Genomic DNA, 23,345 nt, shown 5'->3' with positions numbered 1-23,345 from the left:
AGCCATGGTCGGTCCATTACAGACCAGGCCGGCTTAGTGTATGCCGCCCACGCGTTTCGGATTGCTGAAGTTCATCCACACCAGGAAGGCCTTGCCGACGATGTTCTCGTTCGGCACGAAGCCCCAGTAGCGGCTGTCCGCGCTATTGTCGCGGTTGTCGCCCATCATGAAGTAATTGCCTTGTGGCACCACACACGTAAAACCGTCTTCGTTGTAGTTGCACGCATCCTTGTGCGGGAAATCCTTCACTTCGCGCAAGTTCAACGTTGGAGCAGGCTCGTCGTTGAGGATGCGGTGGCTCACGCCCGTCAGGTTTTCTTCCAGCTGCTTGTGATAAACAGTGCTTTCGTCATCCAGGTAATCGTCCAGCGGGGTGTAGGCCACTTCCTTGCCGTTGACCGTCAAGCGCTTGTTTTCATAGTTGATTTTATCACCGGGCACGCCGATCACCCGCTTGATATAGTCTTGCGACATATCTTTCGGGTACTTGAACACCATCACGTCGCCACGCTGCGGATCGTTGACTTCGATGATGCGCTTGTTGACGATCGGCAAACGGATGCCATAAGTGAACTTGTTAACCAGGATCAGATCGCCCACCAGCAAGGTCGGCACCATCGAGCTCGACGGGATCTTGAATGGCTCGTACAGGAACGAACGCAGGCAGAACACCAGGGCAATGACAGGGAAGAAGCTGCCCGAATACTCGACCCAGGTAGGCTGGCGCAACAGAGCCGCCTCGATGGTCGCGCGGCTGCCGCCCGCATCGGACTTGATGCCCTCGGCGGCCAGCTTGGACTGGCGCGCGTCGAAGTCGGCCAGCGCGCGGTCTGCCGCCTTGCGGCGCTGCTTGGACAGGTAAAACACATCCAGACACCAGACCAGGCCCGTCAACACCATCAGCACGAACAGGATTAAAGCGAAATTTCCTAAAATCACTTGCAGGTTCATTGATCAACCATCCACTTGTAAAATTGCCAGGAATGCTTCTTGCGGGATCTCCACGGAACCCACTTGCTTCATGCGTTTCTTACCTGCTTTTTGTTTTTCCAGCAATTTTTTCTTGCGGCTGATGTCGCCGCCATAGCACTTGGCCAGCACGTTCTTGCGCAAGGCTTTGACGTTCTCGCGCGAAATGATGTTCGCGCCGATGGTGGCCTGGATGGCCACGTCAAACATCTGGCGCGGGATCAGTTCGCGCATCTTGGCAGCCACCTGGCGACCACGGTACTGGCTGTTCGAACGGTGGACGATGATGGCCAGCGCATCGACTTTTTCGCTGTTGATCAGCATGTCGACCTTGACCACGTCGGCCGCTCGGTATTCCTTGAACTCGTAATCCATCGAGGCATAGCCGCGCGACGTCGATTTCAGGCGGTCGAAGAAGTCCAGCACGATCTCGGCCATCGGCATTTCATACACGAGCTTGACCTGGCGGCCGTGGTAGCTCATGTCCATCTGGATGCCGCGCTTGCCGATACACAGGGTGATCACGGAACCCACGTATTCCTGCGGCATGTACAGATTGACCGTGACGATAGGCTCGCGCACTTCCTCGATGCGCGACGGGTCGGGCATCTTCGATGGATTGTCGACGTTGATCATGGTGCCGTCGCGCTGGATCACTTCATACACCACGGTGGGCGCCGTGGTGATCAGGTCCATGTCGAACTCACGCTCGAGGCGTTCCTGCACGATTTCCATGTGCAGCAAGCCCAGGAAGCCGCAGCGGAAGCCGAAGCCCAGCGCCTGCGACACTTCCGGCTCGTACATCAGAGCCGCGTCGTTCAATTTCAGCTTTTCCAGCGAGTCGCGCAGCGCGTCGTACTGGTTCGCCTCGACGGGGAACAGGCCGGCGAACACTTGCGGCTGCACTTCCTTGAAGCCAGGCAATGGCGCGGCGGCAGGACGGCTGACCAGGGTGACGGTATCGCCCACCTTGGCGGCCTTGAGTTCCTTGATGCCGGCGATGATGAAGCCCACCTGGCCTGCCGACAATTGCGGCAAGGATTGCGAACGGGGCGAGAATACGCCGAGGTCTTCCACCAGCTGCACCGAATCGGTGGCCATCAGGCGGATCTTGTCTTTCGGTTTCAGGGTACCGTTGACCACGCGCACCAGCATGACCACGCCCACATAGGCGTCATACCAGGAGTCGACGATCAGCGCCTGCAGCGGCGCATCGGGGTCGCCCTTCGGGGGCGGCACCTTGACGATCAGTTGCTCGAGCACGTCCAGCACGCCGAAGCCCGTCTTGGCCGAACAATGCACGGCGTCGGCCGCGTCGATGCCGATCACGTCTTCGATTTCGGCAATGGCGTTCGGTGGGTCCGCGTTCGGCAAGTCGATCTTGTTCAGGACGGGCACCACTTCCACGCCCAGGTCCAGCGCCGTGTAGCAGTTGGCGACCGTTTGCGCTTCCACGCCTTGCGACGCGTCAACCACCAGCAGCGCGCCTTCGCACGCCGACAGCGAGCGCGACACTTCATAGCTGAAGTCGACGTGACCTGGGGTGTCGATCAGGTTCAGATTGTAGATCTGGCCATCGCGCGCCTTGTAGTGCAAGGCCGCCGTTTGCGCCTTGATGGTAATGCCGCGCTCGCGCTCCAGATCCATCGAATCGAGCACCTGCGCCTCCATCTCGCGGTCGGACAAGCCGCCGCACAATTGAATGATGCGGTCAGCCAGGGTCGATTTACCGTGGTCAATATGGGCGATGATGGAGAAGTTGCGTATGTTGTTCATTAACTAATATATGTGCGAGTGACGACACTGCTTTAACAGGAATCAGGGGGGTCATGTCCGGGCCAAACAGGGCCAAAACCGGGCGCCCCACTCATGATGAAAAAAGCGCTCCGAGCAGGACATCTGCATGCCCAGGCGAGCGCTTTTGAAGCGACAGAAGCTGCTGCCTCGGACAGTAGCTTTTTCGACCTCCCCATTTTACCGGATTTCAGAGCGGAAAGCCCGTCTTTCAGAGGTCAGCACCGGGGCAAGGCGACATTTTCAGCTGTTTCCGGCACCAGAATGGTGCAATGCAGTGTCAATGTTGATATTTAAGCTACACCAGACAGCGCCTTACTGCAGCCTCGTCAAGAAAATAATGACATAGCTCGGGTTGGGCCAGATCGCCAAACAACACCGGTACCAGCTCGTCGAAGCGCGCCAGCAGCGAGGCATCAGGCGAGGCATCGATATCGATCACGTCCACTGTGAACGGCTTTTCAGGCGGCTGCAGCAAGAGCAAGGCGTCGAGCATGTCCTGGCATAAATGGCAGTAGCTGCGGGAATAGAGAGTGAAATGCATGGCGGGCAGGATACCGCATCCCGGCTGCGGCCGGAATGCGGATGATCACATAGTTACTTCGCCGATGGACGCAGCGAAACGAATTGTGCCGTGTCGCCACGGCGCACCAGCACGGCCGACGACTTCTTCGGATCGAGCTTGGCCACCAGGGCATTGAATTGCTTGGCATCTTTCACGGCAACGTTGTTCAATTGCAAGATCACATCGCCAGGCTGCAGGCCGGCCAGGGCCGCCACGCCATCCGCATCGTCGACCAGCACGCCGGCGTCGATCTTCATTTCCTGTTTCTTCGCGGCCGGCACGTCGCTGACCTTCAGGCCCAGTGCGTTGACGGCTTGCGCCTCCGGCTCCTTGGCACCCTTCTTCGCCGTTTTCTCGCCTTCCAGCTCGACGACGGTGACAGCAATATCCTGCTGCGCACCCTTGCGCCAGACGGTCATCGTGGACTTGCCGTTGACGGCGGCGCCGCCTACCAGGCGCGGCAGGTCGGACGAACGCTCGATCTGGGCGCCGTTGAATTTCAGGATAATGTCGCCCGGCTTGATGCCCGCCTTGTCGGCCGGACCGCCCGGCTCCACCATCGACACTTGCGCGCCCTTGGCATTCGGCAAGCCCAGCGATTCCGCCACGTCCTTGCTCACTTCGCCGATCTGCACGCCGATGCGCCCGCGCACCACTTTACCCGTCTTTTTCAGTTGCTCACCCACGCGCATGGCTTCATCGATGGGCACGGCAAACGAAATGCCATTGTAGGCGCCGGACAAGGTGGCAATCTGCGAATTGATGCCGATCACTTCGCCGCGCATATTGATCAGCGGACCGCCCGAGTTGCCAGGGTTCACGGCCACGTCGCTCTGGATCAGGGGCAGGTAGTCGCCCGTGTCACGGGATTTGGCGGAAATGATGCCTGCCGTCACCGTGTTTTCCAGGTTGAATGGCGAGCCGATGGCGATGACCCACTCACCCACGCGTATCTTGTTCGAGTCGCCAATGGTCAGGCGCGGCAGGTTGCCGCCCTCGATTTTCAGCAGGGCCACGTCGGTGCGCGCATCGGCACCGATCACCTTGGCCTTGAATTCGCGCTTGTCCGTCAGGGTTACGTACACCTCGTCCGCGCCATCGACCACGTGGGCATTGCTCAGTACATAGCCATCGTTTGAAATGATGAAGCCGGAACCGACACCGCGCTGCACTTCCTGCTCCTGCGGCACGCCGCGGCGGCCGCCGCGCGGCGCCTGCTGGCGCGGCGTGGGCATGGCGCCACCAAAGAAGCGGCGCAGGAATTCCTGCATTTCCTGCTCATCCTGACCACCCGCACCGGGCGTATTCATCTTCAGGCGCTCAGTGGTGCGGATATTCACCACGGCCGGGCCGACGGCGTCGACCAGGTCCGAGAAATCAGGCAACTTCACTGCCGGCACGGCGGCGTGCGCTTGTGGCGCCAGGCCCAACATGGTCGGGGCGAAAAAGACGCCAGCCGCACCGAACAATAAGGCGGAAAGCGTCTTCACTGAAAACGACTTGCTGGCGGCACACATGTTTTTTTTCATAGAAAGGATCTTTTCGAGTATATAAACGGATCAAAACGCGGATCAGGCGATTGCCTGCGCGCATGATTGGCCGTCATGACGGAATCCCAGGGGCAAACCCACCTGACAGCGCGCATGGCAAACAATGCAACAATATATCGCAAAAGCAAGATATTGCCTGCGCACAGTGTCAATCGTACCGAAGGCCAGTGTCAAGAGGGCGACGGGAACGTTAAGCCTGGCATAAGATGGCGCAGCGCTAGCGGTGCGCCAGCGGCCCTGCCTCCAGTGGCTCGGCGGCGCCCGGCGGCACGATGGCAGCGGACAGTGGCAGATGGACAGCCGGCTCTTCAGGCGCCGCCTCGGCGGCCAGGTGGCTGGCCAGGCGCGCGTCGAATTCGACGCTCAGGGCATGGCCGCAGTGCTCCGAGCGCAGCACGTCGCCGATCAGGCGATAGGCATCCCAGGCTTGCCGCCCCGATGGCGTATCGAGGGCCGCAAAAGCCAGTTCGAGTTCGCTCGCCGCCAGCTCGCCATCGGCCAGGGCGGAAATCGTCTCGTGCAATCGTGTATGCGTATCCATGATGGGTCCTGCCATTTCAAGAGGATAGTTGCGGAAACCGGACACAGCCATACCAGCCTCATATTCCCCAGATTACCAGCGCTTGTCAATCGGCATGTCCAACAACGGTTTCAATTTCTCCGCAATCACTTCGCGCGCGCGAAAAATACGGCTGCGCACGGTACCGATGGGGCACGCCATGATCTCCGATATTTCTTCATAGCTGAGGCCCTCGATCTCGCGCAGCACGATGGCCGTGCGCAACTCGATGGGTAGCACCTCCATGGCCGCATTGACGGTAGCCGCAATCTGCTTGCTGGCCAGCACTGATTCGGGCGTATTGTTATCGCGCAATTTAGTGCCATCCTCGAAGGACTCCGCCTGCTCGGCGTCGGCATCGCTGGATGTGGCGGCACGCCGCCCCTGCGTGACGAGATAATTCTTGGCCGTATTGATGCCGATGCGATACAGCCAGGTATAAAAAGCGGCATCGCCGCGAAAATGGCGCAGCGCCCGGTATGCCTTGATAAAGGTTTCCTGCACCACATCTTCGGCCTCCGTCGGGTCATGTACAAGGCGTGACACCAGGCGCATCAAGCGGCGCTGATATTTTGATACCAGCACATCGAATGCCCGTTTGTCGCCAGCCTGCACCCGCTCGACCAGTAACTGATCATACTCGCGCTCTGTCCTCACGCCCAATGTCCCTGTAGTCATGCAGCGTGGGCGCCTGTATGGATATAGAGTTGGCCCGCTGCAAGAAGTTCAGTGTTCGCCCCACTTTTATTCCGCCGCACTGCGCGCCGCGATGGCCCGGCACGCCACGGCCAGCGGGCGGAAGGCGACGCAGCTGCTGCCACGCTGCACCAGCACCTGCGTGCGCCGCCCCGCAGCGTCGGCCAGGCACAGCACCAGCAGCGACGGCCACAGGGTCGAGCCCGGCAACAGGCGCAGCACAGACGGTACCAAGACTCCCGAGCCGGACGGCGCTCCGCCATGCTCCAGATATACCGCCAGCAGCAACTGCCCGACCGGCGAAATATCAAGCGTCTGCAGTTTTCTGCGCCTGCGCAGCAAAGCCAGCAAAAACACGCCGCCAGCCACACTCGGCAGTGCACCGGCCCAGCCCAGCGCATAGCCGCCCACCAGCTGGCCGAGGCCAGGGCCGGACAGGGCCGCAACGCGCCACGCGCCACTCAAGGGCCAGGCGGCCAGCACCGCGCACAGCCCCAGCACCGCTTGCAGCAGGCGCAAACAGACAGGCGTGCCAATGACAGCCGCTACCGCGATCGACATATTGCCAACTCAAAGGGAAAAACATCAGGCGCGCCGGCACCATGCCGGGCAAATTCAGGCACCAACGAACGTTGGCGCTGAATCAGCGCTCACTACGGTTTGACCGTAGCGAGCGCTTGAAAGTTCCTGCTTATTTCGCTTTACCGAAAATCAGCGTGCCATTCGTTCCGCCGAAGCCGAACGAATTCTTCACTGCATAATCGATCTTCATATCCCGCGCCGTGTTGGCACAGAAATCGAGATCGCAAGCGGGATCCTGGTTGAAGATGTTGATGGTCGGTGGCGACACCTGATGGTGCAATGCCAAGACCGTAAACACCGCTTCCAGACCGCCCGCGCCGCCCAGCAAATGGCCCGTCATCGACTTCGTCGAGTTGACGACAATATGCTTGGCATGCTCGCCGAAGGTGCGTTTGATACCCATCACTTCCGCCACGTCGCCTTGCGGTGTCGACGTGCCATGCGCGTTCAGGTACTGAATCTGATCCGGGTTCAAGCCTGCGTTGTTGAGCGCCGCGATCACCGATTTGCTGCCGCCGCTACCATCTTCCAGCGGCGAGGTCATGTGATAAGCATCTGCGCTCATCCCGAAACCATGCACTTCGGCATAGATCTTGGCACCACGGGCCACCGCGTGCTCGTACTCCTCCAGCACCATGACACCAGCGCCCTCGCCCAGCACGAAGCCGTCGCGGTCGGTATCCCACGGACGCGATGCCGTTGCCGGATCGTCGTTGCGGGTCGACAAGGCACGCGCCGAGGCAAAACCGCCCAGGCCCAGCGGCGACACGGTCGATTCAGCACCGCCGGCAATCATGACGTCGGCATCGCCGTACTCGATCATGCGCGCGGCAGCGCCGATGCTGTGCAAACCGGTGGTACACGCCGTCACGATCGCCAGGTTCGGACCCTTCAGACCATATTTGATCGAAAGATTGCCAGAAATCATGTTAATGATCGAGGCAGGCACGAAAAATGGCGAGATACGGCGCGGACCGCGCTTTTCGTACTCGGATTTGGTTTCCTCGATCAGCGGCAAGCCACCGATACCGGATCCGATGATCACGCCGATGCGCTCGGCGTTTTCCTCGGTCACTTCCAGACCGGAGTCCTGCATCGCCTGGATGCCTGCAGCCATGCCGTAATGGATAAAGGTATCCATGTGGCGGGCTTCCTTACCGGAGATGTACTCTTCGATATTGAAACCTTTGACTTCACCGGCAAAATGCGTGGTGAAGGGCAACGCATCAAACTTGGTAATCGTGGCAATGCCGGATTTACCTTCGGTAATTGCGCTCCACGCCTCGGCAATAGTATTGCCGACAGGTGAAACACAGCCCAGGCCGGTTACAACAACACGACGGTTTTTAGAACGGCTCAAGCGATTCTCCTGAAGTCGGTCAGACAGGCTTAGGCCTTGACGTGTGCGGTGGCGTAGTCGATCGCCTGTTGCACGGTGGTGATTTTTTCAGCTTGTTCGTCAGGGATTTCCATTTCGAATTCGTCTTCCAGGGCCATGACCAGTTCCACGGTGTCCAGGGAATCGGCGCCGAGATCGTCGACGAAGGAGGATTCGATTTTGATGTCTGCTTCTGCAACGCCCAGTTGCTCAGCGACGATTTTCTTAACGCGTTGTTCGATATCCGACATGTTATGGCTCCAAAGTGTGTGTTACGGAAAGTGCGCGCATTTTATCAGGTTTGCGCGTCCGAATACTAATTTCGGTGTCTGCTGCTAATTCGACCGAAGCTGCTGCTAAAAGATGCGATTATAGACAAAAACGACCGTTGAATCATGCCACAAACGCCCGCCCCGTCCATCTTTCACATCAATTCATGTACATCCCGCCGTTCACGTGCAGGGTCGTGCCCGTGATATACGCCGCTTGCGGCGAGGCCAGAAAGGCCACTGCCGCTGCCACGTCTTCCGGTTTGCCCAGGCGCGACAGGGGAATTTGCGTCAACAGGGCCGCGTGCTGCTCTTCGCTCAAGGCCTTGGTCATGTCGGTATCGATGAAGCCGGGGGCGATGCAGTTCACGGTAATGTTGCGGCTGCCGATTTCGCGCGCCAGGGCGCGGCTCATGCCTTCCACGCCGGCCTTGGCCGCCGCGTAATTCATTTGCCCCGGATTGCCCGACGAAGCCACCACCGACGTAATATTGATGATACGCCCAGCCTTGGCTTTCATCATGCCGCGCAACACCGCGCGCGACAGGCGGCCGACGGCCGACAGGTTGGTGGAAATGACGCTGTCCCACTCTTCATCCTTCATGCGCATGGCCAGCTGGTCTTGCGTGATGCCCGCATTGTTGACCAGGATCGACAGGCTGCCGTAAGTTTTCTGTACTTCATCGACAACGGCTGCGCAACGCTCAGCATCGGTCACGTTCAGGACCAGGCCCTTGCCCGCCACGCCTGCGGCGGCCAGGTAATCGGTGATGGCTTGCGCGCCGCTTTCCGAGGTGGCGGTGCCAACCACGGTGGCGCCCTGCTTGCCCAGTTCGGTGGCGATGGCGCGGCCGATGCCGCGCGAGGCGCCCGTGACCAGCACGACTTGATTTGCTAAATTCATGTGTATCCTTAAAAGCAAGCGCGGCAGGCAGGCTGCCGCGATCTGATGTTTATTTGAGCTGCGTCAAAATGCGTTCCAGCGAGGCCTGGTCGACGATGGCGTCGCCCACCAGCACCGGATCGATGCGCTTGGCCAGGCCCATCAGGACCTTGCCTGGACCGCATTCGATCACTTGCGTGATGCCATCAAGAGCGACCTTCTGCATGGTTTCCACCCACCGCACGGGGCTGGCAGCCTGGCGCACCAGCGCATCCTTGATGCCGGCGACATCGTTGACGATGGCCACGTCGACGTTGTTGATCAGGGCGATTTGCGGTGCCGAGAAGCTCAAGCCGGCCATGTAGTCGCGCAAACGGTCCGAAGCCGGCTTCAGCAGCGACGAGTGGAATGGCGCGGAGACGGGCAGCTTCATGGCGCGCTTGGCGCCCTTGGCCTTGGCCAGTTCGCAGGCGCGCTCGACCGCAGCCGTATGGCCGGCGATGACCACTTGCGCAGGCGCATTGAAATTGACAGGTTCAACCACCAGGGCCGGGTTTTCCGCCACGGCTTCCGCACAGGCGGCGCGCACGTCGTCATCCGACAGGCCCAGCACGACGGCCATCGTGCCCTGCCCCACGGGCACGGCTTCCTGCATGGCTTGCGCGCGGAAACGCACGAGCGGCACGGCATCCTTGAAGGAGATGACGCCGGCGGCGACCAGCGCCGAGTATTCACCGAGGCTATGGCCGGCCACGACGTTCGGCACGGGGCCGCCCGCTGCCAGCCAGGCGCGGTAGAAGGCCACGGCCGCCGTCAACATCACGGGTTGCGTGTTGGTTGTCAGGTCCAGTTCTTCCTTGGGACCTTCGGCGATCAGCTTGCCCAGGTCGAATTGCAGAGCGTCCGACGCTTCGGCCACGGTCTGGGCGACCACGGGGTTGCCGGCGAAACCGTCGAGCATCGCAATCGCTTGCGAGCCTTGGCCTGGGAAAACAAATGCAAATTGTGTCATGGTGACTCCGTTTTTTACTATTTACTCAGAGAACCAAAGGCAACTGCTGGGGTACGACCCGACGGGTCGGACCCCAAAGTCAGCCTTCGGCCATCACATTCTTGCGAGCACGGCGCCCCAGGTAAAGCCGCCGCCCACGCCTTCCATCATGACGTTGTCGCCCTTCTTGACGCGGCCGTCGCGCACGGCGATGTCGAGCGCCAGCGGGATCGAGGCCGCCGAGGTGTTGCCATGCTGGTCGACGGTGACAACCATCTTTGCCAAAGGCAAGCCGAGTTTCTTGGCCGTGCTGTTCATGATGCGGATATTCGCCTGGTGCGGGATCAGCCAGTCGATCTGGTCCGCCGTCATGCTGGCGTGCGCCAAAGCTTCATGCGCGACTTTTTCCAGCACGGACACGGCCAGCTTGAACACGGCCGGGCCATCCATGTACAGGAAGGCACTGCCGGCCAGCGCGCCGCCAGCCACGCTGCCGGGCACGCTAAGGATGTTCGAGTGGCGGCCATCCGCATGCAGCTTGGTGGCCAGGATGCCCGGTTCGGTGGACGCCGTCATGACGATGGCGCCGGCGCCGTCACCGAACAGCACGCAGGTGCCGCGGTCATCGAAATTGAGGATGCGCGAAAACACTTCCGCGCCGATCACCAGCACATTCTTGTGCATGCCAGATTGAATAAAACTATCGGCCGTGGCGACTGCATATACGAAGCCGCTGCAGACGGCTTGCACGTCGACGGCGGCGCAGTTATTCGTGATGCCCAGCTTGCTCTGCACGATGCAGGCCGTGCTGGGGAAGCTGCCGAAGAAATCGGGCGTCGAGCTGGCGACGATGATCAGGTCCAGGTCGTTGCCGTTCAGGCCCGCCATTTCCAGGGCTTTTTTGGCCGCTTCCACGCCCAGGTCCGAGGAGTTTTGCGACGGCGCCGCGTAATGGCGCGCCGAAATGCCGCTGCGCGAGACGATCCATTCATCCGAGGTCTCGATGCCCTTGGCGGCGAGCTGCTCGGTCAAGTCCTGGTTGGTGACGCGCTTCTCCGGCAAGTAGCTGCCGGTGCCGATAATTTTGCTGTAAGTTTTGCTAAAAACAGTCATGCAAGTACCCGTCCACTAAATGGTAGAGCTTGTTGAAGTAGGTTCGTCCGGTACTGGCGTGCGCGGCATCAGCTCGGCGATCAGGCTGGCCAGGTGTGCTTGCACGTCATTTTTTGCCGCATCGAAGGCGCGGCGCAAGGCCCATTCAAACGAATAGGCATCGGCGCTGCCATGGCTCTTGAAGACGAGGCCACGCAAGCCCAGCAGGCTGGCGCCGTTGTAACGCGATGGATTCAAACGGTTGCCGATGGCTTTCAGGGCCCCGCGGGCGATCAGCGCGCCCAGCATGGTCAACGGGTTGCGCTTGAATTCGGTAGTGAGCACGTCTTTCATGAGGCGCGCCAGGCCTTCGATGGCTTTCAGCGTGACATTGCCGACAAAACCGTCGCAGACGACGATATCGGTCGTGCCCTTGAAAATATCGTTGCCTTCCACGTTGCCGTAGAAGTTCAGCGCGCCACGCTCGTGGTCGGCCTGCAACAGCTTCGAAGTAAGTTTCACCACTTCATTGCCCTTGATATCTTCCGTGCCCACATTCAGCAAGCCGATCGTCGGGCGTGCTATGCCTTCCATGGCGGACACCAGCACGGAACCCATGATGGCGAACTGGTGCAAGTGATGCGGTTCGCAATCGACGTTGGCGCCCAGATCCAGCATGTAGGTGGGGCCGTTCTTTTGATTCGGCAAGATGCTGCAGATGGCCGGGCGGTCGACGCCTGACATGGTTTTCAATACATAGCGCGACACGGCCATCAGGGCTGCCGTATTGCCGGCGGAAACGGAGGCTTGCGCCGCGCCGCTCTTGACCTGTTCGATGGCCACGCGCATGGAGGAATCCTTCTTGCGGCGCAGGGCCACTTCCAGGGGATCGTCCATGGTAACTTGTTCGGAGGCATGCAATACCGACAGGCGCGGGTGCGTGTCAGCTTTATGTTTCTTCAGTTCTGCACGGATCACGTCTTCCAATCCAACTAGGATCAGTTCGGCTTCAGGCTCATGTTTTACGAAGGAAATTGCTGCGGGGATAGTGACTGAGGGACCATGATCTCCGCCCATGCAGTCGATAGAAATTTTGATTGTCATTTGTGTTGATTCAATACCGCTGCGGGCGTGCGGCAAGATGTGAATCGGACTGGAGCATATGCAGGGCGCAGCATGTCATGCACAGACCTGGACAGCGTGATTCAAAATGACGGGTATGCAAGATGAATTGCAGCCGATAAAAAAGAAGAAGCGGCGCCACGCCGAATAACCACGCAACACCGCTTTCATCTTACCCAACAAAAACGTCGATTACTCGTCGTTTTTGGTCTTCAACACTTTGCGGCCACGATAGAAGCCGTTAGGGCTGATATGGTGACGCAGATGTGTTTCGCCGGTAACTGGCTCGACGCTCAATTGCGGCGCGACCAGGAAGTCGTGCGAACGGTGCATGCCGCGCTTGGAAGGGGTTTTCTTGTTCTGTTGAACTGCCATGATGACTCCTAATACATAAGTTCTAAAATTTTAGCACAATCGATAGGCAAATACATGCGAATCGAGTATCCCAGCGGCAAAGACTACCCGAAAATAGCCCGGACCGACATCGTTTATTACACTACATTTCACTACACTTGCCATACTCGACTACCACACGCGTTTGACACGTCTTTTACAGGAAGCATCAAAAACCTACTGCGCTTCCCGCTATAGCCTTTGCGTTGCTCAGCGTACCTTCGTACGCCTGCGCTACTCAAGACGATATCAGGCCGCTCGCTACGGTTTTTTAAAGCTTCCTTTTTACTACTTTATTCTGGCTTCAAGTCTTTCAGTGCCGCGAACGGCGACTTCTTTTCAGTCTTGAGAGCATCGAGCTGCGCCGTATCGGGGCAGACGTCGTGTTTGGGTACCTGCGGCAGGGCCAGCAAGGCTTCATCTTCGATCAGGGCCGCGGCATCCATGCTGCGACTGCCGACGATCACATCGATCGTTTCATCGTTGACGATTTCTTCGATCTCGTCCGCGTGCTCGTCATCCTTGCCCAGCATCAGAGTGGTCGTCGAATCAATTACGTAAGCATACGGAGTCAGGCAGCGCTGGCAAACCAGCTGAACGGTGCCGTTGACCGACAAGGTCAGTTGTGGGTAGCCCAGCTTGCTGGTGCCGCCGACGATCTTCCAGGCGATCTCGCCGGAAGCATCTGCACAATCCTTGGTCAACCGGGTCATTTCAGCGACAGGAGTTACACCCTCGCGGCTCCCGCTGATACGACAAAAATCAAAGGCGTCGATCACAAAAGCATTCATTGGTAGAAAATTTCCCCGGAAAACCTGCGATAATAACAGGGTTTTCAGCACCGAGTCAAAGCCTTAGCATCTTTTTGACGACTTGATTGCCGTATTCGTGACAAACTCAATGACAAACTCAGTTATAAACTCATCAACACCGTCATGCCGCATGGGGCCTCAGTTATGGGCTCTGCGCCCTGGAATTTGCGTGAAATTCCCCTGACATCGACCAGCGCGGCCATGCCGGCCGCCATCCACTACCGAATGATACCAACTTCCGCCCCATTGCGCTTGATTCTTGCATCGAGTTCGACCTACCGCAAGGAACTGCTGCAACGCCTGCGCCTGCCTTTCGAAGTCGCCGTGCCCGATCTCGACGAAAGCCCCCTGCCAGGCGAAAGTCCCAGCGCCACGGCCCTGCGCCTGGCCCAGGCCAAGGCGCAGGCCGTGCTCGACCGCCATCCTGGCAGCCTCGTCATCGGCTCCGACCAGGTCGCCACCCTGGATGGCGCGCAGATCGGCAAGCCGGGCAACCACATCAACGCCCTGCTGCAACTGCAAACCATGCGCGGGCGCCAGACCGTGTTCCATACGGCCCTGTGCCTGCTCGACGGGCGCCACTCGCCCGCCGTGGCGCAAGTGGAAGATATCCAGACCCTCGTCACCGTGCGCGACTTGCCCGATGCCGAGCTGGACGCCTACCTGCGCATCGAGCAGCCCTACGATTGCGCCGGCAGCGCCAAGAACGAAGGCCTGGGCATCGCCCTGCTCGAACGCATCGACAGCGTTGACCCCACCGCCCTCACCGGCTTGCCGCTGATCGCCCTGACGGGCATGCTGCGCAAGGCGGGCGTGACGTTTTTTAAAATTTAAAATACCCCTAACGGCAACATCTGGGGTCAGACCCGACGGGTCTGACCCCGGCAGTTTGACGTTGGGGTACTAACATGACTGACTAAAACCCATGACCGGCACCCTGTACCTGATCCCCAACCACCTCGGCCTGTCCGACAGCCCGGCCGACCCGCTGGCCCACATCATTCCCGAGCAGGTGCGCCAAATCACCTCGCAGCTCGATTATTTCGTCGCGGAAAACGCCAAGACGGCGCGCGCCTTCCTGAAATTGATCGGCAACCAGCACCCGCTGGCCAAGCCGCTGCAGGAAATCACCATTTCCGAACTGAACGTGAATACCCCGGCGCAAGCGCTGGCCGGCTTGCTGGCGCCCTTGCTGGCGGGACGCGATGCGGGCCTCGTCTCGGAGGCGGGCGTGCCCGCCGTAGCCGACCCCGGCGCCGACCTGGTGCGCCTGGCGCATCAGCACGGCATTAAAGTACGCCCGCTGGTGGGCCCGTCGTCGATCCTGCTGGCCGTAATGGCCAGCGGCTTGAACGGCCAGAGTTTCGCCTTCAACGGCTACCTGCCCACCGACGCGGCCCTGCGCGCCAAGCGCATCAAGGAACTGGAAGTACGTTCGCGCACTGAAAAGCAGACCCAGCTGTTCATCGAAACGCCGTACCGCAACGCCGCCATGCTCGAAGCGCTGGTGGCGCACTGCGCACCTTCCACGTTGATCTGCGTCGCCACCGACCTGAGCCTGGACACGGAAAGCGTGCAAACGTGGAATGGCGGGCAGTGGAAGAAACAATTGACCGCCGGCAAGGCACCCGACTTCCACAAGAAGCCGACAGTGTTCTTGTTGCTGGGACAGTAAACGACAAACGCCACGGACATATTTGCCGTGGCGTTTACTTTGCTCAACTACGATAGTTACAACACCTGACAAAACCGTAGCGAGCGGAAGGGAGAGGTGGCTAAGAAGCGCAACCGTACTCTAGTACGGTGAGCATCGCAGGCCGCCTATACCGACGCGCAGTAGGTTTGGCCAGGTGTCCTCAGACTCGGCGTGTACCCGTATTCTTCTGACCGCCCTTGCCCGTTTCCAGCACAAACTTCGCGCCATCGTCGCGGCCCAGCACCTTGACCAGGTAAGGCATGACTTCGCGCAACATCGGCTCCAGCGTGTACGGCGGGTTCAAGATGAACATGCCGCTGCTGTGCAAGCCGAAGCCGTCCGGCGACGGCGTATTCACCGTCAGCGTCACGTGCAGCCAGTCCGAGCTGGGCAATTGCTTGAGCTTGTCGGCAAACTGGCGCGATTCCATGCGCTGCAGCACCGGGTACCAGACGGCATAGATGCCCGAAGGGAAGCGCACGAGGGCGTCGGCCAGGGTGTCCTTGACCTTGCGGTAATCCATCTTGTCTTCATACGGCGGGTCGATCAGCACCAGCGCGCGGCGCGATGGCGGCGGCAGCAGGGCTTTCAGGCTCTGGAAGCCGTCAGCCTTGGTGATAAGCACACGCTTGCCGCGCACGCTCGGACGCTCGCCCTGCGCCAGCGCATGCGCCTCGACCTTGCGGAAGTTGTCAGCCAGAATCTTGGCATCGGCAGGATGCAGCTCGAACAGGCGCAGACGGTCTTGCTCGCGGCTGACCTTGTCGGCGCAGTACGGCGACCCCGGGTAGTAGCGCATCTTGCCGCTCGGATTCATTTCCTTGATCAGCTTCATGTACTCGGCCAGCGAGGCCGGCAAGTCCGTGCGGTCCCACAGGGGCCCGATACCCGTTTCGTACTCGGCATTTTTCGCGGCATAACCACCGTCGAGCGCATACACGCCCGCGCCGGAGTGGGTATCGATATAACTATAGGCGGTATCTTTTTGATTCAGATATTGCAACAACTGAATCTGCACATAATGCTTCAACACATCGGCGTGATTACCCGCGTGAAAGGCGTGGCGGTAACTCAACATAAGCTGGCTAATTCCATAATAAAAATAAACAAAGGCGGGAGCGCTGACACCGGGCAGGGCATGAAAACAGACTGGAGGGGTCAGGCTGCGGGGCCAGGAAACAGCATGGACCAGCGTAATCAGCGCGCAATTATCAGCATTATCCACCAGAAAGGTGAATTACATCAAAAAACACAGCTAAACAAGCTCATGCATTATCAGGACTGAGGGGACTGGGCGCGGTAGAATACGCGCATCGGGCGCCCCGCGCCCATCCGCCTACTAATATATACAGCCATGCACAGCCTGACCCTCACGACCGATAACCGCGCCGACGTCGCGGCAACCCTGGCCGGCCCGCGCTGGACGGTGGCCTGCCTGTGCGCGCTGTGGTGCGGCACCTGTGGCAGCTACCGCGCCACGTTCGAGGAATTGGCAGCGCGCCATCCGGATACCGTGTTCGTCTGGATCGACATCGAAGACCAGGCCGAGGTGGTGGGCGACCTCGACATCGACAACTTCCCCACCCTGCTGATCCAGCGCGAGGACAATGTGGCCTTCTTCGGCACGGTGCTGCCCGACGGCGGCCTGGCGCACCGCATGGTGCAGGCGCAGCAGGCGCTCAGCGGGGACGAACTGGCGGCGCTGGCCGGCAGCACGCAGGAACGGCGCGACTGGCAGCGCGACTGCAATTTGCGTCAATTACTGGCCGCCACCCTGGCCTGAGCCACCTCAGGCCAGGCGCAACGGCAGGCTGCGCAGCCGCTTTCCCGTCAAACTGAACACGGCGTTGGCCACGGCCGGCGCGATGGGCGGCGTACCCGGCTCGCCCACGCCCTCGGGATGCTCGGCGCTGGCGATGATGATGGTTTCCACCTCGGGCGTTTGCCCCATGCGCAGCACGGGATAGTCGTGGAAATTGCTCTGCTCCACTTTGCCCTCCTTGAAGGTAATCTCGCCGCCCAGCGCCGCCGACAGGCCAAACAGCACAGCCGACTCCATCTGCTGAGCGATGATGTTCGGATTGACGGCAATGCCGCAATCGATGGCGCACACCACGCGCTGCACGCGGATCTCGCCATTTTCCACGGACACTTGCGCCACTTGCGCCACGATGCTGCCGAACGACTGGTGCAAGGCCACGCCATGCGCATGGCCGGGCGGAGGAGTGCCCGCCTTGGCCACTGCCGCATCGAGCACGGCCAGATGACGCGGATGCCTGAGCAGCATGGCGCGGCGGAAGGCGATGCTGTCCTGCCCCGCCGCGTGGGCCAGTTCATCGATAAAACTTTCCTTGAAGAATGCGTTGTGCGAATGCCCCACGGAGCGCCAATAGCCGATGGGAACGGCACTGTCGGCGATCACGTGGGCGATGCGCTGGTTGGCGATTTCATACGGCATGTCGAATTCGCCTTCGGCCGTGGTCTTGTCCGGCCCCGCGCCGGGCAAGCCGAAATTGCGCTGCAGAAACTGGTGCGTGATGGAGCCGCTGACGGATTTGTTGTCCCAGGAAGCGATACGGCCGTGTTCGTCGAGGCGGGCCGTAAAGCGCGCCAGCGCGGCGGGACGGTACATATCGTGCTTTGTGTCCTGCTCGCGCGTCCACACCAGCTGCACCGGTGCGCCATCGCACTGCAGCGCGATGGCCACGGCTTGCGCCACCATGTCCACTTCCAGGCGGCGGCCAAAACCGCCACCGAGCAGCAACACCTCGATCATCACATCCTTCGCATCGACGCCGGCCACCTTCGCCGCCACATCGACGGCGATGCCAGGCGCCTGCGTCGAGACCCACAGCATCACCTTGCCGTCTTTGACTTGCGCGGTGCAGTTGACGGGTTCCATGGCGGCGTGCGCCAGGAACGGCGCGCGGTACTCGGCGGTAACCTGCCGCAAACCCTGCGCGACCTTGCCCTCCACCTCGCCGCTGGCGTGGTACGCATGGCCCGTTTCGCTATCTAACAGGCGGGCAAACTCCGCGTAGACGCCAGCGCTGGACAAATTCGCCTGCGGGCCGGCCTTCCACTGCGTCGGCAAGGCGGCGGCCGCCTGTTTCGCGCGCCACCAGGCGTCGGCCACCACGGCGGCGCACGAGACGCTGCGCTGCGCCAGGTGCGGCGTCAGGTCCAGCACTTTTTTGACGCCGGGCATGGCCAGGATGGGTGCCGCGTCGAACGCGGCCAAGGTGTCGCCCAGGCGCGGCGGCAGATGCAGGGCCGCGTACAGCATGCCGGGCGGGCGCGCGTCGATACCGAAGCGCGCGCTGCCATTCACTTTCGACGGCGTGTCGCGGCGCGGCGCCGGCTGGCCGATCAGCTTGAAATCCTGGGGCAGTTTCAGCACGGGCGTGCCCGGAGCGATGGCGGCGGCGAGCTGCGCCAGGCTGGCGTAGCTGGCGCGCCGGCCATCGGGGTGCAGCACTTCACCATCCTGCGTGCGGCATTGCGCGGCCGGCACTTGCCACTGCGCGGCGGCGGCGGCCACCAGCATGGCGCGCGCCGAGGCACCCGCCTCGCGCATGGGGCCCCAGCCATCCTTCACGCTGGACGAACCGCCCGTGACGATCACGCCCAGTTCGCGCGCCGCCTTGGCCACCGTCCATTGCGCCAGCGCTTTGACGCGGCCCTGGTCGTCCGGGTGGAACGGCAGGCTATCCTTGAGCATGGCCACATTGCCGAAGATCTTGTCCATGGGCGCCTGGATCAGCTTGACGCTGCTCAAAGGCACGTCGAGTTCCTCGGCCACCAGCATGGGCAAGGCCGTGTGCACGCCCTGCCCCATCTCGCTGCGCGGCATGGCCAGGATCACGCTGCCATCGGCTTGAATAGCCAGCCAGCCATTCAGCGCCACGGCGCCATCCTGAAGCGGCAGCGGCGCGCTGCCCTGCAGGCGCTGGCGCGGCGGCAGCACGCCCCAGCCCAGCACCAGGGCGCCCACGCCGGCCACGCCGAGACCCAGGCCGCCGAGCAGGAAACGGCGGCGCGACGGGGAGGATTGTGCGGCCATGGGCTGTCCTTTATAGTGGTGAGTGATCGATCCAGCGCTCCAGCATATCCTGTGCCGGCACCGGGCGGCTATAAAAATAACCTTGCGCCAGCTTGCAGCCATGGCGCAGCAGGAAGGCAGCCTGCTCTTGCGTCTCCACGCCTTCGGCAATCACCGACAAGTGCATGCTCTTGCCCAGCTGGATGATGGCAATCGCAATCGCTTCGTCGTTCACGTCCGTCGAGATATCCTTGATGAAGGAGCGGTCGATCTTCAGCGTTTGCACGGGCAGCTGTTTCAGATACGCGAGCGAAGAATAGCCTGTGCCGAAGTCATCGATGGCCAGTCCCACGCCGATGGCATGCAAATCGTTGATGAAACCGAGCGCGTCGCCCGTGTTCATGATCACCGATTCCGTCACTTCCAGCTGCAGGCGCTGCGGCTCGAGGCCCGTTTCCTTCAGGATGGCGGCCACCATGCCGGCGATGCTGCCCCGCTCGAACTGTTTCACCGACAGGTTGACGGCCATTTTCGGCACGTGCAAGCCCTGCGCCTGCCAGCGCATCATCTGGCGACAGGCTTCGTCGAGCACCCATTTGCCCAGCTGGTTGATAAAACCGCTGTCCTCGGCCAGCGGGATGAAACGCACCGGCGGCACCAGGCCCAATTCCGGGTGGTTCCAGCGCACCAGCGCCTCGACGCCGACCAGGCGGCCCGTGTCGATTTCCACCTGCGGCTGATAATTGAGGAACATCTCGTTTTTCTCGATCGAGCGGCGCAAAAAGGTTTCCAGGCGCAGGCGCTCGACGCCCTCGCCCGTCATCGACGGCGCATAGAAGCGATAGCCATTGCGCCCGCGCGCCTTGGCCTGGTACATGGCCACGTCGGCATTGCGAATCAGCATATTCAAGTCCAGCGCATCGTCCGGATACAGGCTGATGCCCACGCTGCAGGTGACGAACAATTCGTGGCCGGCCACCGTGAACGGCTGGTCAAACATGGTCATCAGCTTTTCCGCCACCTGCGTGGCGCCGTATTCGCCATCGACGCGCTCGAGCAGCACGATGAACTCGTCGCCGCCCAGGCGCGCCAGCGTGTCGCCTTCGCGCAAGCGGGACGCCAGCTGGCCGGCCACCTTTTGCAGCAATTCGTCGCCCACATGGTGGCCCAGGGTGTCGTTGACGTTCTTGAAACGGTCCAGGTCGATGAACAGCACGGCCAGTTGCTCCTGCTCGCGCGCGGCGCGCAGCAGGGCGTGCTGCAGGCGGTCGTGGAACAGCAGGCGATTCGGCAGCGCCGTCAGCGGGTCGTGGTGCGCCAAGTGGTCGAGCTTTTCCTGCGACTCCTTGATCAAGGTGATATCGCTGAACACGCCCACGTAGTGCGTGGTGTCGGCGCGCGCGTCGCGCACGGCGCTGATGGTCAGCCACTCCAGGTAAATTTCACCGTTCTTGCGCTGGTGCCAGACTTCGCCGCGCCAGAAACCGCTGGCCTTCAGCTCGTCCCACATGGCCTCGTAAAACGCCGCGTCGTGGCGCGCCGAGCGGTTCAGCGAAGAGTGCTGGCCAACCGCCTCCGCTTCCGTATAGCCGGTGATCTGCGTGAAGGCGGGATTGACGGTGACAATGATGCCGCTGGCATCGACCACCATCACGCCGTCGGCGATGTATTCAAGCACGGTGGCCGACAGGCGCAGCTTCTCTTCCGCTTCCTTGCGCGCCGTGATGTCCGCATACACCCAGATGCTGCCTTCGTTGGGGCGCAGCGGATCGAGCGCGCAGCCGCTGACCAGCGCCCAGAACAGGCTGCCGTCGCGGCGCCGGTACTGGCGCTCCTCGCTGAAATCGCCGCCCATGGCCAGCGCCGGGTACTGGCGCTCGCCCGCCTCTTCGAACTCATACGAGCCCGTAAACACGATGGCGGTCGAATTGCCCGTCATCTCGGCATGCCCATAGCCGAACAGCTCCTCGCAGCGGCGATTGACAGACACGATGCGGCGGTGGCGCACGAACATCACGCCGAACATCACATTGTCGAGGATGGCGCTTTGCTCCGTCAGCAACGCTTCGATGCGCATCTCGTGGTGCTTGCGCTGGCTGATGTCGGCAATGATGCCGTCGACCCAGATGACGCCCTGCTCGCCCGCCTGCGGCTGGCCATTCTCGGCCACCCAGCGCTCGATGCCGAAAGCGTCGATGATGCGGTATTCCAGCGCATACGGCCGTACCTCGGCCACCGCCTGGCGCACGGCGCGGCGATGCTCCAGGCGGCCTTCCGGGCAGATCAGGTCGGCCCAGGCGTGCGTGCTGCCGCGCATGAACTGGCGCGCCGAATAGCCGGAAATGTCTTCGATGGCATCGCTGACGAAATCGATGGGGCCGTCGGGCCGGTAGCGGAAGACGGCGCCCGGCACCTGCGTGACGATGGTACGGAAACGCTCTTCGCGCTGGCCCACATCCTCGAACAGCTGGCGAATGGCCGCGCGCATTTGCTCGAGCTGGGCCGTCAGGCGCCCCAGTTCGTCATTGCTATGCGAGGCCAGCGGCGTGTCAAAATCACCGTGCGACAGGCGGTCGGAAAAGCGCGTCAGGCGGCGCAGAGGTTTCAACAGGCGGCGGTTCAGGAACAGCACGATCAGCGCCATCGACACGGCCAGCTGCGCGCCCAGCACGAAAATATAGGACATCTGCTTTTCGCGCAGGTCCTGCTGGCTGCGCGCATCGTCCATCTCGACGACGATGTGGCCGATGCGTTCGCCGCGCACGAGGATATCGCGCTCGGCGCGGTACAGATTGCCCACGGGCCGCTGCGGCGCCTGCAGGCTGATGAATTCCGTATCGCCCTGCCCCAGCACCTTCACCAGCAGCACGGCGCGGTCGCGCATCACCGACTCGACCAGCGAATGGGCCGATTCCGCATTCATGTTCCACAGCGATTCCTGCATGCCCAGCGCCAGGATGTCGGCATTGCGCTGCAAGGCTTCGTTCAGGCTGGTGCGCGCCGACTGGCGTTCATGCACGCCGACCAGCAGATAGCTGCCGAAAATGGCGGGCACGACCAGGCCGCCAAACACCACCAGCAGCAAGGCGCCATAGATCGACGAGCCGTACAGCACGCGCAGGCTGGCGCGCAGGCGCTGGTAAGGTGAATTAAACATGCGGCAAGAGGGCGACAGGGATCAGGCAGGCGATCATGGAACTTTACAGAGGAATCCAGGTGATAAGGCGGGAAAAAACTTTTTCAGCAGCAATTATGCATGGAAGAAGCGGGGAAAGTCACCAATAAACACGTGCCAACGGCGACGTCATGCCAACTAGACAGGGTTGAAAAACCACACGCGGACCGGTGCGCCGGGACAGCGCCAGCAGAAAAACGCGCAGCTTGCTATCATCGCGCCACTTTACCTAGAGGAACCACCATGACCTTCTCCATCTACTCCGCTTCCATCCCCGTCTTCAAACAGATCCTGGGCAGCCTGGCCGCCATCCTGGACAAGGCGGAAACGCACGCGCAAGACAAGAAAATCGACCCGAACGCCCTGCTGCAATTCCGTTTGTTCCCGGACATGCTGCCCTTCGTGCGCCAGATCCAGATCGCCACCGACTTCGCCAAGGGCTGTAGCGCGCGCCTGGCCGGCGTGGCCGTGCCACCGTATGAAGACAGCGAACAGAGCTTTGCAGAGCTGAAAGCGCGCATCGTGAAAACCATCGCCTTCCTGGAAAGCCTGCCGCAAGCGGATATCGACGGCAGCGAAACGCGCGCCATCACCACCGGCAGCGGCGAAAAGACCAAGCACTTCACGGGCCAGACGTATCTGTTCCACTACGCGCTGCCACACTTCTTCTTCCACGCGACGACGGCCTACGACATCCTGCGCCATAACGGTATCGAAGTCGGTAAAAAAGATTTTATCGGCAGCTATTAATAGTTGACGCTGAAAGATCTGGGGTCA

The 23,345-nt window shown here is 61.0% G+C and carries 24 protein-coding genes; 6 read left to right on the top strand and 18 right to left on the bottom strand.

Translation table 11 applies throughout. The annotated features are described in order from the left end of the window. Positions 1-33: 33 nt before the first annotated feature. Together lepB and lepA are read right to left on the bottom strand one after the other, a co-directional pair. Positions 34-951 carry a signal peptidase I gene (gene lepB, locus ACQ4WL_RS01800; protein WP_436507677.1) on the bottom strand — a complete coding sequence of 306 codons (918 nt, stop codon included), beginning with the start codon at positions 949-951 and terminating at the stop codon, positions 34-36. A 3-nt stretch (positions 952-954) separates the two neighbouring features. Further along, positions 955-2,745 carry a translation elongation factor 4 gene (lepA, locus tag ACQ4WL_RS01795; RefSeq protein ID WP_436507676.1) on the bottom strand — a complete coding sequence of 597 codons (1,791 nt, stop codon included), beginning with the start codon at positions 2,743-2,745 and terminating at the stop codon, positions 955-957. A 93-nt stretch (positions 2,746-2,838) separates the two neighbouring features. Between lepA and ACQ4WL_RS01790 the strand changes: the two genes are divergently transcribed. Continuing rightward, positions 2,839-3,060, top strand: a complete 222-nt coding sequence (locus tag ACQ4WL_RS01790; RefSeq protein WP_436507675.1) for a hypothetical protein — start codon at positions 2,839-2,841, stop codon at positions 3,058-3,060. A 1-nt stretch (position 3,061) separates the two neighbouring features. On the opposite strand, the gene ACQ4WL_RS01785 is transcribed toward ACQ4WL_RS01790, so the two are convergent. From ACQ4WL_RS01785 to ACQ4WL_RS01725, 13 genes are all read right to left on the bottom strand, one after another. Continuing rightward, a complete protein-coding gene (locus ACQ4WL_RS01785) occupies positions 3,062-3,307 on the bottom strand; it encodes a glutaredoxin family protein (RefSeq protein WP_436507673.1) in 246 nt (81 codons plus the stop codon). Positions 3,308-3,360: 53 nt separating this feature from the next. Continuing rightward, entirely contained in the window at positions 3,361-4,857 is a 1,497-nt protein-coding gene (locus tag ACQ4WL_RS01780; protein ID WP_436507672.1) for a DegQ family serine endoprotease, read from the bottom strand. Between the two features lie 238 nt (positions 4,858-5,095). Beyond that, a complete protein-coding gene (locus ACQ4WL_RS01775; protein WP_436507671.1) occupies positions 5,096-5,419 on the bottom strand; it encodes an RseA family anti-sigma factor in 324 nt (107 codons plus the stop codon). A gap of 72 nt (positions 5,420-5,491) precedes the next feature. Beyond that, positions 5,492-6,115: an RNA polymerase sigma factor RpoE gene (gene rpoE, locus ACQ4WL_RS01770; protein WP_436507670.1), complete on the bottom strand. Its 624-nt coding sequence runs from the start codon at positions 6,113-6,115 to the stop codon at positions 5,492-5,494. A gap of 66 nt (positions 6,116-6,181) precedes the next feature. Further along, complete coding sequence (locus tag ACQ4WL_RS01765) at positions 6,182-6,694, bottom strand: hypothetical protein (RefSeq protein ID WP_436507668.1); 513 nt, start codon at positions 6,692-6,694, stop codon at positions 6,182-6,184. Positions 6,695-6,824: 130 nt separating this feature from the next. Continuing rightward, positions 6,825-8,075 carry a beta-ketoacyl-ACP synthase II gene (gene fabF, locus ACQ4WL_RS01760; protein ID WP_436507666.1) on the bottom strand — a complete coding sequence of 417 codons (1,251 nt, stop codon included), beginning with the start codon at positions 8,073-8,075 and terminating at the stop codon, positions 6,825-6,827. 29 nt (positions 8,076-8,104) lie between these two features. After that, positions 8,105-8,344 (bottom strand): acyl carrier protein, encoded by a 240-nt coding sequence (gene acpP, locus ACQ4WL_RS01755; RefSeq protein ID WP_008449912.1) that lies wholly within the window; start codon positions 8,342-8,344, stop codon positions 8,105-8,107. 178 nt (positions 8,345-8,522) lie between these two features. Further along, complete coding sequence (fabG, locus tag ACQ4WL_RS01750; protein ID WP_436507665.1) at positions 8,523-9,266, bottom strand: 3-oxoacyl-ACP reductase FabG; 744 nt, start codon at positions 9,264-9,266, stop codon at positions 8,523-8,525. 49 nt (positions 9,267-9,315) lie between these two features. Next, entirely contained in the window at positions 9,316-10,257 is a 942-nt protein-coding gene (gene fabD / locus ACQ4WL_RS01745) for an ACP S-malonyltransferase (RefSeq protein WP_436507664.1), read from the bottom strand. A gap of 93 nt (positions 10,258-10,350) precedes the next feature. Beyond that, on the bottom strand, positions 10,351-11,349 hold the full coding sequence (locus tag ACQ4WL_RS01740; protein ID WP_436507663.1) for a beta-ketoacyl-ACP synthase III: 999 nt from the start codon (positions 11,347-11,349) through the stop codon (positions 10,351-10,353). A 15-nt stretch (positions 11,350-11,364) separates the two neighbouring features. After that, on the bottom strand, positions 11,365-12,432 hold the full coding sequence (gene plsX, locus ACQ4WL_RS01735) for a phosphate acyltransferase PlsX (protein ID WP_436507661.1): 1,068 nt from the start codon (positions 12,430-12,432) through the stop codon (positions 11,365-11,367). 210 nt (positions 12,433-12,642) lie between these two features. Then, positions 12,643-12,825 (bottom strand): 50S ribosomal protein L32, encoded by a 183-nt coding sequence (gene rpmF, locus ACQ4WL_RS01730; RefSeq protein WP_010399517.1) that lies wholly within the window; start codon positions 12,823-12,825, stop codon positions 12,643-12,645. A gap of 311 nt (positions 12,826-13,136) precedes the next feature. Beyond that, positions 13,137-13,634: a YceD family protein gene (locus tag ACQ4WL_RS01725; protein WP_436508340.1), complete on the bottom strand. Its 498-nt coding sequence runs from the start codon at positions 13,632-13,634 to the stop codon at positions 13,137-13,139. 246 nt (positions 13,635-13,880) lie between these two features. On the opposite strand from ACQ4WL_RS01725, the gene ACQ4WL_RS01720 reads away from it, so the two are divergent. Then, positions 13,881-14,489: a Maf-like protein gene (locus ACQ4WL_RS01720; protein ID WP_436508339.1), complete on the top strand. Its 609-nt coding sequence runs from the start codon at positions 13,881-13,883 to the stop codon at positions 14,487-14,489. Between the two features lie 91 nt (positions 14,490-14,580). After that, on the top strand, positions 14,581-15,330 hold the full coding sequence (locus tag ACQ4WL_RS01715; protein WP_436507660.1) for an SAM-dependent methyltransferase: 750 nt from the start codon (positions 14,581-14,583) through the stop codon (positions 15,328-15,330). Between the two features lie 181 nt (positions 15,331-15,511). Here ACQ4WL_RS01715 and ACQ4WL_RS01710 read toward each other — a convergent pair whose 3' ends face one another. Further along, the gene (locus tag ACQ4WL_RS01710) at positions 15,512-16,429 is read right to left on the bottom strand and encodes a 23S rRNA (adenine(2030)-N(6))-methyltransferase RlmJ (protein ID WP_436507659.1); all 918 of its coding nucleotides are present in this window, start codon (positions 16,427-16,429) and stop codon (positions 15,512-15,514) included. Here ACQ4WL_RS01710 and ACQ4WL_RS01705 point away from each other — a divergent pair. Next, positions 16,349-16,636, top strand: a complete 288-nt coding sequence (locus ACQ4WL_RS01705; RefSeq protein WP_436508360.1) for a hypothetical protein — start codon at positions 16,349-16,351, stop codon at positions 16,634-16,636. The genes ACQ4WL_RS01710 and ACQ4WL_RS01705 overlap by 81 nt on opposite strands. A 69-nt stretch (positions 16,637-16,705) precedes the next feature. After that, complete coding sequence (locus ACQ4WL_RS01700) at positions 16,706-17,134, top strand: thioredoxin family protein (protein ID WP_436507657.1); 429 nt, start codon at positions 16,706-16,708, stop codon at positions 17,132-17,134. Positions 17,135-17,140: 6 nt separating this feature from the next. Here the strand turns inward: ACQ4WL_RS01700 and ACQ4WL_RS01695 are convergent, their stop codons facing one another. Together ACQ4WL_RS01695 and ACQ4WL_RS01690 are read right to left on the bottom strand one after the other, a co-directional pair. Further along, positions 17,141-19,414: a xanthine dehydrogenase family protein molybdopterin-binding subunit gene (locus ACQ4WL_RS01695; RefSeq protein WP_436507656.1), complete on the bottom strand. Its 2,274-nt coding sequence runs from the start codon at positions 19,412-19,414 to the stop codon at positions 17,141-17,143. Positions 19,415-19,424: 10 nt separating this feature from the next. Continuing rightward, complete coding sequence (locus ACQ4WL_RS01690; RefSeq protein ID WP_436507655.1) at positions 19,425-22,550, bottom strand: EAL domain-containing protein; 3,126 nt, start codon at positions 22,548-22,550, stop codon at positions 19,425-19,427. Between the two features lie 261 nt (positions 22,551-22,811). Here ACQ4WL_RS01690 and ACQ4WL_RS01685 point away from each other — a divergent pair, with 261 nt between their 5' ends. After that, a complete protein-coding gene (locus tag ACQ4WL_RS01685) occupies positions 22,812-23,318 on the top strand; it encodes a DUF1993 domain-containing protein (protein ID WP_436507653.1) in 507 nt (168 codons plus the stop codon). Positions 23,319-23,345: the final 27 nt, after the last annotated feature.

It is taken from the genome of Janthinobacterium kochi, assembly GCF_051380715.1.
Lineage (GTDB): Bacteria > Pseudomonadota > Gammaproteobacteria > Burkholderiales > Burkholderiaceae_D > Janthinobacterium.
Note: the sequence above shows the minus strand (reverse complement) of the source record. Positions and strands in the feature narration are given on the sequence as shown.